At 74.5% G+C, this 14,521-nt stretch carries 11 protein-coding genes; 8 read left to right on the forward strand and 3 right to left on the reverse strand.

What is annotated here, in order from left to right:
- Window positions 1–518 precede the first annotated feature (518 nt).
- Complete coding sequence (locus QSK22_RS07305; RefSeq protein WP_285493224.1) at window positions 519–2,003, forward strand: phospholipid carrier-dependent glycosyltransferase; 1,485 nt, start codon at window positions 519–521, stop codon at window positions 2,001–2,003.
- Here QSK22_RS07305 and QSK22_RS07310 read toward each other — a convergent pair.
- Both QSK22_RS07310 and QSK22_RS07315 read right to left on the reverse strand, forming a co-directional pair.
- Window positions 1,939–3,474 (reverse strand): CoA-acylating methylmalonate-semialdehyde dehydrogenase, encoded by a 1,536-nt coding sequence (locus QSK22_RS07310; protein ID WP_285493225.1) that lies wholly within the window; start codon window positions 3,472–3,474, stop codon window positions 1,939–1,941. The genes QSK22_RS07305 and QSK22_RS07310 overlap by 65 nt on opposite strands.
- The gene (locus tag QSK22_RS07315) at window positions 3,471–4,778 is read right to left on the reverse strand and encodes an aspartate aminotransferase family protein (protein WP_285493226.1); all 1,308 of its coding nucleotides are present in this window, start codon (window positions 4,776–4,778) and stop codon (window positions 3,471–3,473) included. Before QSK22_RS07315 ends, QSK22_RS07310 begins: the two co-directional genes overlap by 4 nt.
- 155 nt (window positions 4,779–4,933) lie before the next feature.
- On the opposite strand from QSK22_RS07315, the gene QSK22_RS07320 reads away from it, so the two are divergent.
- From QSK22_RS07320 to QSK22_RS07330, 3 genes are all read left to right on the forward strand, one after another.
- Window positions 4,934–6,541: a PucR family transcriptional regulator gene (locus QSK22_RS07320; protein WP_285493227.1), complete on the forward strand. Its 1,608-nt coding sequence runs from the start codon at window positions 4,934–4,936 to the stop codon at window positions 6,539–6,541.
- A 185-nt stretch (window positions 6,542–6,726) separates the two neighbouring features.
- Window positions 6,727–7,521: a hypothetical protein gene (locus QSK22_RS07325; RefSeq protein WP_285493228.1), complete on the forward strand. Its 795-nt coding sequence runs from the start codon at window positions 6,727–6,729 to the stop codon at window positions 7,519–7,521.
- A 69-nt stretch (window positions 7,522–7,590) separates the two neighbouring features.
- Window positions 7,591–8,745 (forward strand): glutamate--cysteine ligase, encoded by a 1,155-nt coding sequence (locus tag QSK22_RS07330; protein WP_285493229.1) that lies wholly within the window; start codon window positions 7,591–7,593, stop codon window positions 8,743–8,745.
- A 79-nt stretch (window positions 8,746–8,824) separates the two neighbouring features.
- Here the strand turns inward: QSK22_RS07330 and QSK22_RS07335 are convergent, their stop codons facing one another.
- Window positions 8,825–9,364: a helix-turn-helix transcriptional regulator gene (locus tag QSK22_RS07335; protein ID WP_285493230.1), complete on the reverse strand. Its 540-nt coding sequence runs from the start codon at window positions 9,362–9,364 to the stop codon at window positions 8,825–8,827.
- A gap of 121 nt (window positions 9,365–9,485) precedes the next feature.
- Here QSK22_RS07335 and QSK22_RS07340 point away from each other — a divergent pair, with 121 nt between their 5' ends.
- Genes QSK22_RS07340 through QSK22_RS07355 form a run of 4 tightly spaced genes read left to right on the forward strand, consistent with a single transcriptional unit; the run spans window position 9,486 to window position 14,519 of the window.
- On the forward strand, window positions 9,486–9,689 hold the full coding sequence (locus tag QSK22_RS07340; RefSeq protein ID WP_285493231.1) for a hypothetical protein: 204 nt from the start codon (window positions 9,486–9,488) through the stop codon (window positions 9,687–9,689).
- Window positions 9,686–12,148 carry a serine/threonine-protein kinase gene (locus QSK22_RS07345; RefSeq protein WP_285493232.1) on the forward strand — a complete coding sequence of 821 codons (2,463 nt, stop codon included), beginning with the start codon at window positions 9,686–9,688 and terminating at the stop codon, window positions 12,146–12,148. Before QSK22_RS07340 ends, QSK22_RS07345 begins: the two co-directional genes overlap by 4 nt.
- Entirely contained in the window at window positions 12,145–13,215 is a 1,071-nt protein-coding gene (locus QSK22_RS07350; RefSeq protein ID WP_285493233.1) for a PP2C family protein-serine/threonine phosphatase, read from the forward strand. Before QSK22_RS07345 ends, QSK22_RS07350 begins: the two co-directional genes overlap by 4 nt.
- Window positions 13,212–14,519, forward strand: a complete 1,308-nt coding sequence (locus tag QSK22_RS07355; protein WP_285493234.1) for a vWA domain-containing protein — start codon at window positions 13,212–13,214, stop codon at window positions 14,517–14,519. Before QSK22_RS07350 ends, QSK22_RS07355 begins: the two co-directional genes overlap by 4 nt.
- Window positions 14,520–14,521 lie beyond the last annotated feature (2 nt).

Raw genomic sequence — 14,521 nt, forward strand, 5'->3', positions numbered from 1 at the left:
CGTTGCGGCGTCTCGGCCTCGACGAAGGCGCCGACGTCCCGCTCGCGCGGGGGCAGCGCCCACCACCGTCCGGTGCGCGGGCCGAACCAGATGGTCCACCCGGGATAGCGTCTGCTGAGTGCGTCGACTTCGGCGGCATGCACGTCAGCAGTCATCACGCGGCTCCCTTTGCCCCGGCGTTCCCGGGCGGCGGCACTTCGACCGAGGACCCTTTTCGAATTCACCCATTTAAATGGGCTGATCAGATTGTGTCGCCCGCCACAGACCCAGTCAATACGTGTAGCTATTATTTGTCGGAGCCCGGACGGCAAAAGTTCACTTCGCAAAACCCGCACCCGGCGGAAGGCTGCGGAACCGCCGAGCGGCGGGTTCCCACCGGCCGCCATCCGCCGTTCACCCCCGCGTCACCGGCGGCCCGTACGGTGTGCCTTCTGGTGATCAACGAAACGACCGGCCGCCCGGCGCTGCCCCGGCGGTCCTTTGCGATATTTACCCCCGCGAGGGCGATTCGCCCGGATTTGCGGTCCCAGCGTCGCGCCGACCCCGGCACCGCCCGGGCCCGCATGCTGCGGTGGCTCGGCACCCACGCGTTCTTCCTGATGGCGCTCGCGGGCGGCGCGTACCTGCGCTGGACGGCGGTGCGCGGCTACCCGGGCGTGCTCTGGTTCACCGGCGACTCCTACTTCTACCTGGGGCGGGCGCTGCGGCCGCATCCCTCCCCCAGCAAGACGCTCGGGTACTCGTTCCTGCTGAACCTGATGGAGCCGCTGCACAGCCTCACCGCCGTGGCGGTCGTCCAGCACCTCATGGGGCTGGCCGTGGCAGTGATGATCTACCTGCTGCTGCGGCGGGCGGGGCTGCCCGGCTGGGCCGCCACCCTGGTCACGCTGCCGGTGCTGTACGACGCCTACCAGATCGAGCTCGAGCACCTGCTCATGTCGGAGGCGCTGTTCACGTTCCTGATCGCCGCCGGCGTGACGCTGCTGCTGTGGCGGATCCGCACCGGGCCCCCCTGGTGGCTGGCGCTGCCCGCCGGGCTGCTGCTCGGGTACGCGGTGCTGGTCCGCTCCGCGGGGGCGCCGCTGATCCCCGTCATCCTGGTGTGCCTGCTGCTGCGGCGGCGCGGCCTGCGGGCGGCGGCCGCGTTCGGCGCGGCGGCCGCCGTCCCGATCGTGTCGTACATGGCGTGGTTCCACTCGGCGCACGGCGGCTACGGGCTGACCTACAGCGACGGCCTGTACCTGTGGGGGCGCACGGCGGTGTTCGCCGACTGCGCGAAGATCCGTCCGCCCATGCACGAGGACGGGCTGTGCCTCACCCCGGAGCTCAAGCAGCAGGGCTACGCCCCCGGGCACCTGATCTGGCGCAGCGAGGCGCCCCCGCGGGTGATCTACGAAAGCACCGTCAGCCCGCAGGCCAACAAGGTGCTGCGGGACTTCGCGATCCGCGCCGTGCTGGCGCAGCCCGGCGACTACCTGCGCACGGTCGCCGACGGGATGGGCAAGGCGTTCAGCCCCGAACGCTTCCCGTATCCGACCGCGGCCACCGAGGCGCTGTACCACTTCCCCTCCGACCCGCAGATCTTCCCGGGGGGCAAGAGCTGGGGCGGCGGCCATTCGGCCCTGCTGGACGCCATGACCTACGGGCGGACGGCGACGCCCAGCCGGGTCGTCCAGCCGCACGCCGACACGATGGTCGCCTACCAGCGGAACGTCTACCTGCCCGGACCGGCGCTCGGCGTGATCTTCGTGGTGGGCGCCGCCGGGACGCTCCTGGCGCCCCGGCTGCGCCGCACCGTGCTGCTCGCCTGGGCCACGGCGGCGACGCTGCTGGTGTTCCCCCTCGCCTCGGCGGACTTCGACTACCGCTACGTGCTGCCCGCCACGCCGTTCGCCTGCCTGGCCGCCGGCCTGTTCCTGGCGGCGCTCTGCGCAGCGGTCAGCCGCCGGCGGGGAAGCCGAGATGAACGCCGCGGTGACTCGGATCCGGCCACCGCGCCGTGACGGCCTTGGTGCGCGTGTAGAAGTGGACGCCCTCCACGCCGTGGGCGTGGCTGTCGCCGAACAGCGAGTCCTTCCACCCGCCGAACGAGTAGTAGGCCATCGGCACCGGAATCGGCACGTTGATGCCGACCATGCCGACCTCCACCTCGTTCTGGAAGCGCCGCGCCGCCCCGCCGTCGTTGGTGAAGATCGCGGTGCCGTTGCCGTACGGGTTGGCCGCCAGCAGGTCCATGGCGGCCTGGTACGACGGGACGCGCACGACCGACAGCACCGGGCCGAAGATCTCGTCCCGGTAGGCGTCCATCTCGGGCGTGACGTGGTCGAGGACGGTCGGGCCGAGCCAGAAGCCCTCGCCGCGTCCGCCCCGCACGGGGGTCTGCCGGCCGTCCACGACGAGGGCGGCGCCCTGGGCGACGCCGCTGTCGAGGTAGGAGGCGACGCGGTCGCGGTGCTCACGGGTGACCAGCGGGCCCATGTCGGACGCGGGGTCGTCGCCGGGCCCGACCGTCAGCTTCGCCACCCGTTCGCGGATCTTGGCGACCAGCTCGTCGCCGACCGGTTCCACCGCGACCACCACCGAGATCGCCATGCACCGCTCCCCCGCCGAGCCGAACCCGGCCGACACCGCCGCGTCGGCGGCCAGGTCCAGGTCGGCGTCCGGCAGCACCACCATGTGGTTCTTGGCGCCGCCGAGGGCCTGCACGCGCTTGCCGGCGCGGGCGGCGGTCTCGTACACGTACCGGGCGACCGGGGTGGAGCCCACGAAGCTGACGGCCTTGACGTCGGGGTGGTGGAGCAGGCCGTCCACCGCGACGCGGTCGCCGTGCAGCACGTTGAACACCCCGTCCGGCAGCCCGGCCTCGGCCCACAGCTCGGCCAGCCGCACCGACGCCGACGGGTCCTTCTCCGACGGCTTGAGCACGAAGGTGTTGCCGCATGCGATCGCGATGGGGAACATCCACATCGGCACCATGGCCGGGAAGTTGAACGGCGTGACGCCCGCGACGACGCCGAGCGGCTGCAGGATCGAGTAGGCGTCCACCCGCGTCGACACGTTCTCCGAGAACCCGCCCTTGAGCAGGTGCGGGATGCCGCAGGCGAACTCCACCACCTCCAGGCCGCGCGCCACCTCGCCGGCCGCGTCCGAGACCACCTTGCCGTGCTCGGACGAGATCAGCCGGGCCAGTTCGTCTCGGTGGGCGTCGACCAGCTCGCGGAACCGGAACAGCACCCGGGTGCGGGCGCTCAGCGAGGCGTCCCGCCAGGCTGGGAAGGCGGCCTTGGCGGCGGCGACGGCCGCGTCGACCTCCGCCGGGGAGGCGAAGTCGACGGTGCCGGACACCCGACCGGTGGACGGCTCGTGGATGTGGCCGCGCCGTTCGGCCTCGCCGGCGGACGGCCTGCCGCCGATCCAGTGCGTGACGTGCTTGAACGCGGTGTGCTCGGGGCTCGGGGACGTCTGCGTTGTCATGCTGTCGCGGCCTCGTTCACAGCTCGGAGGGAGTCGATCAGGATGCCGAGGCCCTCGTAGGCCTCGGCGTCGGTGAGGGTCAGCGGCGGCGCCATGCGGATGGCGTTGCCGTACAGACCCCCCTTGCCCACCAGGAGACCACGCCGCCGCGTCTCTTCCAAGATCTCGTCGGCGAGCGGGGGGCTGGGCTCGCCGGTGCCGGGGTCGGCCAGCTCGACGGCGAACATCAGGCCCTTGCCGCGCACGTCCCGCACCACCGGCAGGCCCGCGGCGGCCTTGCGCAGCCCGCCGATGATCACCGCGCCCTGGCGGGCGGCGTTGGCCTGCAGATCGTGGTCGAGGACGTAGTCGAGGGTGGCGTTGGCGGCGGCCATGGCGATCGGGTTGCCGCCGAACGTGGAGATGCCGTTGGCGTCCAGGCCGTCCATCAGCTCGCGCCGCGCCACCACGCCGCCGACCGCCAAGCCGTTGGCCAGCCCCTTGGCGAAGGTCATCATGTCCGGCGTCACGCCGTGGGCGGTGATGCCGAAGAACGTCTCGCCGGTGCGGCCCCAGCCGGTCTGCACCTCGTCGGAGATGAAGTAGGCCCCGTGCTCGCCCAGCACCTCCTGGTAGGCGGCGAACAGCCCGTCGGGTGCCATGGTGAACCCGCCGACGCCCTGGATCGGCTCGGCGATCAGCGCGGCGACGTCGCCGCCGGTCGCCGTGGCCAGCACGTGCCGCAGGTCCTCGACGCACACCCGGATGTAGTCGGCGTCCGACAGCCCGGCGAACTGCGGCAGGTGCCGGTCGGCGCCGTGCAGGAAGTGCACGTTGAGCGGCGAGTACGGCAGGTTCTTCCAGGTGCGCAGGCCGGTCACGCCGACGGCGCCGAACGAGCGGCCGTGGTAGGACTGCCGCATCGCCAGCACCTGGTCGCTGCGCCGCGCGGCCGCCGCCAGCAGCAGGGCGGTCTCGTTGGCCTCGGTGCCGGAGTTGGTGAAGAACACCTTGGCGTCCGGGATGCCCGACAGCCGGGCGATCTTCTCCGCCAGCTCCACCTGGCCGCGCAGCAGGTACAGGGTGGAGGTGTGCACGACGCCCGTGGCCAGCTGCCGCTCCACCGCCTCCCGCACCTCGGGCACGTCGTACCCGATCATGTTGGTGAGGATGCCGGTGAAGAAGTCGAGGTAGCCGTTGCCCTCGGCGTCGGTCACGCGGTTGCCCTTGCCGCCGACGATCTCGATGGGACTGCCGTAGTAGAGCGCCAGCCAGTCCGGCATGACCGCCCGGTGGCGGCGCAGCAGTTTCGCGTGTTCCGACATGTCCTCAGTCTCGTCCGCGGTCCCGCCCGGGGCTACCGGCAGACTGTCAGGAGGGCACCCCCAGGTCTTGACGGTCTGCCGGGGCCGCAACCGCCCAAGTGTCTTTTACATCCCGTAATGACCGGCTGACAGGGTGCCGGGTATCATCCCGGCAAATGCTCCCGACAGTGGCGGATGTCCTCCAGCTCGACGCGGTCCGCCGCGGACAGCCGCGGGTGGTCGCGGGCGCGGACCGGCTCGGCAACCCGGTCCGCTGGGTGCACGTGGCCGAGGTCACCGATATCGCCCACCTGCTGCACGGCGGGGAGCTGGTGCTCACCACCGGGATCGCGCTGCCCGACGCGCCCGCCCGGCTGCGCGCCTACATCGGGGAGCTGGCCGAGGTCGGCGTCAGCGGCCTGATGATCGAGCTGGGCCGCCGGTACGCCCGGTCGCTGCCGCCGGCGCTGCTGGCCGCCGCCGAGGAGCACGGCCTGCCGGTGGTGATGCTGGCGCACGAGCCCGCGTTCGTCGACATCACCGAGTCGGTGCACGCGCGCATCCTGCAGGAGCAGATGGCCGAGCTGCGCGCCTCCGAGCAGCTGCACGAGATCTTCACCCGGCTGTCGGTGGAGGGCGCCTCCACCGACGAGGTCGTCCGGCAGACCGCCGCGCTCGGCGGGCACCCGGTCGTCCTGGAGAACCTGTCGCACCAGGTGCTGGCCGCCGACGCGGGGCCGGGCGACCCCGCCGAGCTGCTGTCGGCCTGGGAGACGCGCTCGCGGGCGGTGCGGCCCGAGGGGCGCACCGGCTACGACGAGGCGTCCGGCTGGCTGGTCACCATGGTCGGCGCGCGCGGCGAGGACTGGGGCCGCCTGATCCTCACCTGCGGGCGGCCGCCCACGCCCCGCGAGACCGTCCTGATCGAACGCGCCGCCACCACTCTCGCGCTCGGCCGCCTGCTGGACCGGCACGCCGAGAGCGTCGAGCGGCAGGCGCACGGCACGATCATCGCGCGGATCCTCGCCCACTCCTACGCCGACCCGCAGGAGGCCGCCGCCCGCGCCCGCGCGCTCGGCGTGCCGCTGTCGGGCCGCCGCCTGCTGGGCGTGGTGCTGCGCCCCCGCGCCGGCCCGGCCGCAGGCGCCCTGTCCGGGCTGGCCGAGGCGGCGGCCGCGGCCTGCAAGGAGGCCCGCCTGGCCGCCCTGGTCGGCGTGCTGGACGAGGACGGCCCGCACGCCCGCGTCGGCGTGCTGGCCTCGCTGCCCGCCCGCGCCGACGTCGAGACGGCGCTGAACGAGGTGGCCGCCCGCGTCCGCAGGCAGTCCGACGGCGAGGTGGTCATGGCCGCGGGCTCGGTGGTGGAGTCGGTCCGCGACGTGCGCCGCTCCTTTCTGGAGGCCGAGCAGGTCGCCGACGTGGCCGCGCGCGGCTCCGGCACCCGCCTGGTCTACCGCCTGCCCGACCTGCGGCTGCGCGGCCTGCTGCACCTGCTGCGCGACGACGCTCGCGTCCAGACCTTCGTCGAACGCGAGCTGGGCCCGCTGCTGGAGTACGACGCCCAGCGCGGCAGCGACCTCACCCGCATCCTGGAGCTCTACCTCGACTCGGGCCGCAACAAGGCCGTCGCCGCCCAGCGCGCCCACCTGTCGCGCCCCGCCTTCTACGAGCGCCTGCGCCGCATCGAGCGCGTCCTCGACGCCGACCTCGACGACGTGGAGTCCTGCGTCTCGCTCCACGTCGCCCTGCTGGCGCTCGCCTCCCTGCGCTGGGAACGTTCCTGAGCGGCGCGCCCCCGACCGTCTACCGTGGTGCGCGGACGGCATCAACGGGGGGATTGTCGGATATGCCGGGTGACGGCCGGGAACGCCGGGTGGCGACGGCAATGGGCAGGGACTGATGGGCAGGGACTGATGGGCAGGGACTGATGGGCAGGGACTGATGGGCAGGGACTGATGGGCAGGGACTGATGGGCACGGACTGGGTGCCCGCCGCCGTCCGCGACGGGGCCGAGCCGCGGGAGGTGGCGTCGCTGGCGGCCGAGCACGCGCGGCTGGCGCACCTGCTGGGGCTGACGTCGCGTCCGCGTCCCGCCGGGACGGACGAGGACGCGGCGGCGCGGCGGTTCCGGGACGTCGACCGGCGACTGCGCGGGCTGCTGCTCGTCGACGGGCCGCCCTTCCGGGTGATGGTGGTCGGACGCAACCCGCGGTTCCCGCCCGAGTGGCGCGACGCCGCCTGGACGACGCTGCCGCCGCGCGAGGCCGAGGAGGCGTACGGGCGCTGGCGGGGGTGGTACGAGCATGTGCGGGCCGGGCGCATGCGGCACTACCTGGAGCGGCTGCGTGCCTGGGACATGGCGCGGGATCTGGCCGAGATCCAGCGGGAGCTGACCGGTGCGGCGCGCGCCGCCGAGGGGCGGGCCAACGCGTGGGCGCGCAAGCCGCGCTTCCTGCAAGCACGTGAGGATGTGCTGGCGCTGCCGCCCGTGCCGGCCGTCCCGCCGCCGGGCCCCGTACCGGGCTCGGCGGCGCAGGACCGGCCGCAGCCCGGGCAGGACGAGCGGTGGGAGGCGGTCGTCCGGCATGCCGAGCTGCTCGGCGCCGCCCGGAGGGCGTTCAACCGGAGCGTGCCCGGCGGGTACAGGTGCGGCTGGTCCCTGTGGGAGGGAGACGCCGGCGCGGAGGATCCGTGGCTGGAGGAGTTCTTCGAGTGGCTGGCGGCGGTCGTGCGAACGGGGCGCGGACTCTACCTGTGGGCGTGACCGCCGGGGCCCTGCAGCGGCTCCCCGCCCACGGCCGTGTATCGGCCGTCCCCCGGGCAGAACGACAGCGTGGACCAACGCAAGGCGGCGCAGCCCCGGACCATCGGCGTGGAGGAGGAGCTTCTGCTGGTCGATCCGATCGACGGGGCGCCGAAGGCCGTCTCGGTCGACGTGATCCGCTACTGCTACGAGCACGGCGAGGTGCCGCGCGGCCACCACGACCCGCAGGCCGAGTCGTCGGGCGGCGAGTGCCTGGAGACCGAGCTGCAGCGCGAACAGCTGGAGGTGTGCACCCGGCCGTGCGCGTCGCTCGGCGAGCTGGCGGACCAGATCAGGTGGGCCCGGCGCGCCGCGGCGCAGGCCGCGCGCGGCGTCGGCGTCGCGGTGGCGGCGCTGGCGACCTCGCCGGTGGCGGTGCGGCCGTCGCTCACCCCGTCCCGGCGGTACCGGCGGATGGCCGACGCCTACGCGCTGACCGCGGCGGAGCAGCTGACGTGCGGCTGCCATGTGCACGTGAACGTGGCCTCGCCGGAGGAGGGCGCGGCGGTGCTCGACCGGATCCGGCCGTGGCTGCCGCCCCTGCTGGCGCTGAGCGCCAACTCCCCGTTCTGGCAGGGCCGCGACACCGGCTACGAGAGCTGGCGGCACCAGGTGTGGGGGCGCTGGCCGTCCAGCGGGCCGACCGAGCTGTTCGGTTCGTTCGCCGGGTACCGGGCGACCGTCGAGGGGATGCTCGGCACGGGCACGGTGCTCGACCGGGGCATGATCTACTTCGACGCCCGGATCTCCCACCGCTATCCCACCGTGGAGGTCCGCGTCGCGGACGTCTGCCTGCACGCCGGCGACGCCGTCCTGCTCGCCGCGCTGGTCCGGGCGCTGGTCGAAACGGCGGCGCGGGCGTGGCGGGCGGGCGAGCCCCCGGACCCGGTGCGCACCCACCTGCTGCGGCTGGCGATGTGGCGGGCCAGCCGCTCCGGGCTGCGGGACGACCTGGTGCACCCGGTCACCCATCGCGCCGCCCCCGCGGACGCGGTGGTGGCCGCGCTGCTGGACCACGTCGGCCCCGCTCTGGACCGCTTCGGCGACCTGGAGACCGTGCGGGGGCTGCTGCGGGGCCTGCTCGACCGCGGCAACGGCGCCCGGACGCAGCGCTCCGCCTACACCCGCACCCGCGACGTCGCCGCGGTCGTCTCCGACGCCGTGGAGCGCACCACGGCGTTCTGACCCAGGGGGCGCCGCAGGGGTGGGACCGTGCGGCGGCCCGCGCAAGGGGCACGGACGGGCCGCCGCACGGGGCCTCGGATCAGGCGGCGGCGCGGCCCTGGAAGGGCAGGTAGCGCTCGGCGCGGTGGGGCCGGGCGGGCATGCCGGTGGACTCGACGGCGAGGATCCGGTCGAACCGGAAGGCGCGCACGCCGCGCCGCATCCGGCACCAGCCGACCAGGTACCAGTGGTCGCGGTGGACCAGGCAGGTGACGGGTTCGACCTCGCGGATGGTGACGTTGGCGCGGGCGTCGCCGTACACGAGCCGGATGACGCGGTGCTCGGTGATCGCGGCCGCGATCACGCGGGCGCGGTCGGCGGTGGCGGGGCTGAGCGGCGTGGTGAGGGTCTGCAGGGTGGACGGGGCGGCGTCGGCCGACCGGGCGGGCCGGGGGGCGGCCGGGACGGGCAGGGAACGCGCGGCGACGGTCTCGGTGTCGGTGGCGTCGTCGAGCAGGGTGCGCAGGGCGCGGCGGGCGGTGGCCGCCTGCGGCCCGGCGCCGAGGTGCGCCAGCGAGAGCGCCAGCGCGGCGATCTCCGCGGCGGTGAGGGCGGTGCGGTGCGTCGCTACGTTCGCCATGATTCGATAATACGTTCGAACGCCGACGGTTTGGAGGTCTTGAGCGGCGCCGTCCGCATGGTGAACACTGATCCCCCGAAAGCGCGATACCGGGGGCGAACATGGGTGAGATGGGGCCGCGATGAGCGGTGCCGCACCCCCGCCGCTGACCCGCGACGAGGTGGACGGCGCGCTGCGGCGGCTGCGGGACGACGAGCTGACCGCGATGTGCGAGCGCGCACGCGCGCTGCTGTGGACGTCCCCGTGCGACCTGCGCGGGGCGACGGTGGCGCTGTCGGTGTACCAGCAGGCCTTCTCCGCACGGGCGAAGGGATCGCGCCGATGATTCAGTGCACCGCGCCGGGCTGCGGCGGGACGGTCGAGGACGGCTACTGCGTCGAGTGCGGCCTGCCCCCGGCCCCCGCGCCGTTACCGGCGGCCCCGGCCGCCGCGAAAGGTGACGCGTGCACGCGGCAGGGCTGCACCGGCACGATCGAAGACGGCTACTGCGACACCTGCGGCCTGCCCCCCGCCCCCGCGTCGCAGGCGGCGGTTCCCGGCACGTCCCCGGGCGACGCCTGTGCACGGCAGGGCTGCACCGGCACGATCCAGGACGGCTACTGCGACACCTGCGGCCTGCCCCCCGCGGCCCCGTCCGACCCCGCGGCGGCGTCCGGGCCGACGGCCGCGCCCAGCACGCCGACGCACGGCGGCTCCAGCGCGCGCACCGGCGCGGGCACGGGGCGGACGGGCCCCACGCGCGGGTCGGGGCGGCGCGGGCAGCTCGGCGCGGGCCTGGTCGAGGTGCCGCGCGTGCCGTACCGGGACCCGGCCGGCGCCGTCCTGCCGAACCCGGAGGTCGCCGAGCACAAGCGGTTCTGCGGCAGCTGCGGCGAACCGGTGGGGCGCAGCAGGGGCGACCGGCCGGGCCGCACGGAAGGGTTCTGCGCCAAGTGCGGGACGGGCTTCTCGTTCACCCCCAAGCTGCGCCCCGGCGACCTGGTGGGCGGCCAGTACGAGGTGCTGGGCTGCCTGGCGCACGGCGGCCTCGGCTGGATCTACCTGGCCAAGGACCGCAACGTCAGCGACCGCTGGGTGGTGCTCAAGGGCCTGCTGGACACCGGGGACGCCGACGCGCTGGCCGCCGCGGCGGCCGAGCGGGCGTTCCTCGCCGAGGTCGAGCACCCCAACATCGTCAAGATCTACAACTTCGTCCAGCATCCGGACCCGGCCACCGGCGCCCCCACCGGCTACATCGTCATGGAGTACGTCGGGGGCCGCTCGCTCAAGGACATCCTGCTGGAGCGGCGGCGGCTCGGGGAGGAGGCGCTGCCGCTCGGCCAGGCCATCGCCTACGCCCTGGAGGTGCTGCAGGCGTTCGGCTACCTGCACGCGCAGGGGCTGCTGTACTGCGACTTCAAGCCGGACAACGTCATCCAGTCCGAGGAGCAGCTGCGGCTGATCGACCTGGGCGCGGTGCGGCGGATCGACGACCAGGACGGCGCCGTCTACGGCACGGTCGGCTACCAGGCCCCGGAGATCGCCGACGAGGGACCGTCCGTCAGCTCCGACCTGTACACCGTCGGTCGGGCGCTGGCGGTGCTGAGCTTCCCGTTCGCCGAGTTCACCACCACCTACGCGACCAGCCTGCCGCCGCGCGAGCAGGTGCCGGTGCTGGCGCGGCACGAATCGTTCGACCGGTTCCTGCGCCGCGCCACGCACCGCGACCCGGCGCGGCGCTTCCAGGACGCGGCCGAGATGGCCGAGCAGCTCACCGGGGTGCTGCGGGAGGTGCTGGCCGCCGAGGACGGCCGGCCGCGGCCCGCCCCGTCGGCGCTGTTCGGCCCGGAGCGGTTCGCCGCGGGAGCCCAGCCGGACGTGTACGGCGGCGCCCCGCTGCCGGTGCCGACGCCCCGGGACGCCGCGTCCGCGCTGCCGGTGCCGCTGGTGGACGGCGCCGACCCGGCCGCCGGGTTCCTGACCGGGCTGACGGCGCTGGAGCCGCGGCAGCTCATGGCGGCCCTGGGCGGCGCGCCCGAGCGCACGCCCGAGGTCAGGCTGACGGGCGTGCGGGTGCGCATCGAGCTGGGCCGCCTCGACGAGGCGCTGCGCCTGCTGGACGACCTGGCGGGCGAGCTGTCCGGCGACTGGCGGCTCGCCTGGTACCGGGCGGTCGCCACGCTGACCCTGGAGCGCGTGGACGAGGCCGCGGCGATGTTCGACGACCTCTACAGCCTGCTGCCCGGCGAGGCGGCGCCCAAGCTGGCGCTGGCGTTCTGCCGGGAGCGCACCTCCCCCGCCGACGCGGCGCGCCTGTACGAGGCGGTGTGGCGCACCGACGACTCCTACATCAACGCGGCGTTCGGCCTGGCCCGGGTGCGTCTGGCCGAGCGCGACCGGGCGGGGGCCGTCGCGGTCCTGGACTCGGTGCCGCAGACCTCGATCCGGCACGTGGCCGCTCAGCTGGCGGCGGTGACGACCATCGTGCGGGGCCGTCTCCCGTCCGAGCTCACCGCGGCCGACCTCGTCGGCGCGGGGGACCGCCTGGCCGCGCTCGACGTCGAAGGCGAGCGGCGGGAACGTCTGGAGGCGGAGGTGCTGGAGGCGGCCCTGGCCTGGGTGCGCCGTGCGCCGAAGCACTCCCCGCAGGAAGGCAGTGTGTTGGGGGCGAGACTGACGGAGAGGCAAGTGCGGAGCGCGCTGGAGAGGACGTACCGGTCGCTGGCGCGGCACAGCACGGACAGGGAGGAACGGCGGCTGCTCATCGACCGCGCCAACGCCGTCCGCCCCAGGACGCTGCTGTGACCGGGGACCGGGGGACGGCCGAGGCGGTGGAGCTGGGGTGCCCCGCGTGCCGGGAGGTGGTGTACCCGGGCGAGGAGTTCTGCGAGGCGTGCGGGCAGCGGCTCGACCCGCACTCCGGCTCCGCGCCGGTACGGCTGCGGCGCTGCACGGGGTGCGCCGCGACCACCATCGACGCCGACGGCTACTGCGAGCACTGCGGGTTGCGCCAGCCCGCCGACCGCGACCACGTCGAGGTGGAACTGCCCGACGGCGCCGCCGCCGGGGTCAGCGACCGCGGGCTGCGCTACAGCCGCAACGAGGACGCCCTGGCCATCGCCCCGTGGCGCGGGGGCGTGGCGGTGGTGGTGTGCGACGGGGTCGGGTCGTCGCCGCGCCCCGAGGACGCCTCCGAGGCCGCGGCCGAAACCGCCGTCGCGTCGCTGGTCGCCGCACTGGACGACGGCACGGACGCCGAGTCCGCCATGCGCACGGCCATCGCCCGCGCGGGCGACGCCGTCGCGGCCCTGGCGGGTTCTCCGAACGAGGCGCCCTCCTGCACCCTGGTGGCGACCGTCGTCGCCCCCGGCGCGGTGACCGTCGGGTGGGTCGGCGACAGCCGCGCCTACTGGCTGGCCGCGTCCGCCGGAGGTTCGCGGCGGCTGACCGACGACGACTCCTGGGCCGCCGCCATGGTGGCCGAGGGCGCCCTCACCGAGGCCGAGGCGGAGGCCCACCCCAACGCGCACGTCATCACCGCGTGGCTGGGCGCGGACGCCGAGGACATCGCCCCGCATGTGCGCACCCACCCCGTCGAGGGGCCCGGCGCGGTGGTGGTGTGCAGCGACGGCCTGTGGAACTACCTGCCCGAGCCCGAGCAGCTCACCGACGTCCTCACGGCCGCCTCCGGCGCTCCGCCGCAGGCCGTCCCCCCGCTGGAGGCGGCCGGGCTCCTCGTGCGGCACGCCCTGGACGCCGGAGGCCGCGACAACGTCACCGTCGCCGTCGTCCCCGTCCCGCAGGCCCCCGCCGCGCAGGACGCGCCCTGCGCGAACTCATCCGTCCCGCCGACTACGGAGCAACCCCGATGAGCGACCAGCCGCAGTTCACCGTCAAGGTCGACCAGAACAAGTACCTGCCCGTGGGCGGCCGCGAGGTCCACGCGATCGTGTCGGTCGAGTCGTCCGGCGGAGCCCGCGCGGGCGGCGCGGCGGCCGAGGCCGCCGAGGTCATCATCATCGACACCTCGGGCTCGATGTCCTATCCCGACAGCAAGCTGCAGGCCGCGATCGAGGCCGCGCAGGTGGCGGTCGACACGCTGCGCGACGGCGTCCACTTCGCCGTGATCGCCGGGTCCAACGACGCCAAGCTGGTCTATCCGGGCGGACCGCCGCTGGTGCGGGCCGACGCGGCCACCCGCAGGAAGGCCAGGGTGGCGCTGGCGCGGCTGCAGGCGGGCGGCGGCACCGCGATCGGCTCGTGGCTGCGGCTGGCCGACGAGCTGTTCGACGCCCACCAGGACGGCATCCGGCACGCCATCCTGCTCACCGACGGCATGAACCAGCACGAGACGCCCGACCAGCTCGACGCGGTGCTGCAGCGCTGCTCGGGCCGGTTCGTGTGCGACTGCCGGGGCGTGGGCACCAACTGGGAGGTCGCCGAGCTGCGCAAGATCGCCTCCGCGCTGCTCGGCAGCGTGGACATCGTCGCCGACCCCGCCGACCTGGTGGCCGACTTCCAGGCCATGACCGAGGCGGCGATGGGCAAGGCCGTCGCCGACGTGATGCTGCGCGTGTGGACGCCGAAGACCGCCGCGGTGAAGTTCGTCAAGCAGGTCATGCCGTCGGTGGAGGACCTGACCGGGCGGCGCGTCGAGGCGGCGCCGCAGGCCGGGGACTACCCGATCGGGGCGTGGGGCGCCGAGAGCCGCGACTACCACGTGTGCGTGGAGGTGCCGCCCGCGGCGGTGGGCACCGAGCTGCGCGCCGCCTGGATCAAGCTGGTGCTGCCGGGCACGGCCGACCGCGCCGAGCAGGTGCTGGCGACCGGCAACGTGCTGGCGCAGTGGACCGACGACGAGGCGCAGTCCACCAAGATCAACCCGCGGGTGGCGCACTACACCGGGCAGGCCGAGCTGGCGCAGGCCATCCAGGAGGGGCTGGCGGCGCGCGAGGCCGGCGACCTGGACACCGCCACCGCGCGGCTGGCCCGCGCGGTGCGGCTGGCCGACGAGGCGGGCAACGACGCGATCACGTCCATGCTGCGCAAGGTGGTGGACGTGGTGGACCCGGCCACCGGGACGGTCCGGCTGCGCAAGAACGTCGACAAGGCCGACGTGATGTCGCTGGACACCCGGTCGACCAAGACCGTCCGTACGCGCAGGGGCGAGGGCTGAGC

This window comes from Actinomadura sp. NBRC 104425 (assembly GCF_030269545.1).
Taxonomy (GTDB): domain Bacteria; phylum Actinomycetota; class Actinomycetes; order Streptosporangiales; family Streptosporangiaceae; genus Spirillospora; species Spirillospora keratinilytica.

Bases quoted from the DNA above. Each gene is read 5' to 3' on its own strand.
- QSK22_RS07310 (WP_285493225.1), bottom strand. From the start codon at position 3,474: ATGACAACGCAGACGTCCCCGAGCCCCGAGCACACCGCGTTCAAGCAC.
- QSK22_RS07315 (WP_285493226.1), bottom strand. From the start codon at position 4,778: ATGTCGGAACACGCGAAACTGCTGCGCCGCCACCGGGCGGTCATGCCG.
- QSK22_RS07320 (WP_285493227.1), top strand. From the start codon at position 4,934: ATGCTCCCGACAGTGGCGGATGTCCTCCAGCTCGACGCGGTCCGCCGC.
- QSK22_RS07325 (WP_285493228.1), top strand. From the start codon at position 6,727: ATGGGCACGGACTGGGTGCCCGCCGCCGTCCGCGACGGGGCCGAGCCG.
- QSK22_RS07335 (WP_285493230.1), bottom strand. From the start codon at position 9,364: ATGGCGAACGTAGCGACGCACCGCACCGCCCTCACCGCCGCGGAGATC.
- QSK22_RS07340 (WP_285493231.1), top strand. From the start codon at position 9,486: ATGAGCGGTGCCGCACCCCCGCCGCTGACCCGCGACGAGGTGGACGGC.
- QSK22_RS07345 (WP_285493232.1), top strand. From the start codon at position 9,686: ATGATTCAGTGCACCGCGCCGGGCTGCGGCGGGACGGTCGAGGACGGC.
- QSK22_RS07355 (WP_285493234.1), top strand. From the start codon at position 13,212: ATGAGCGACCAGCCGCAGTTCACCGTCAAGGTCGACCAGAACAAGTAC.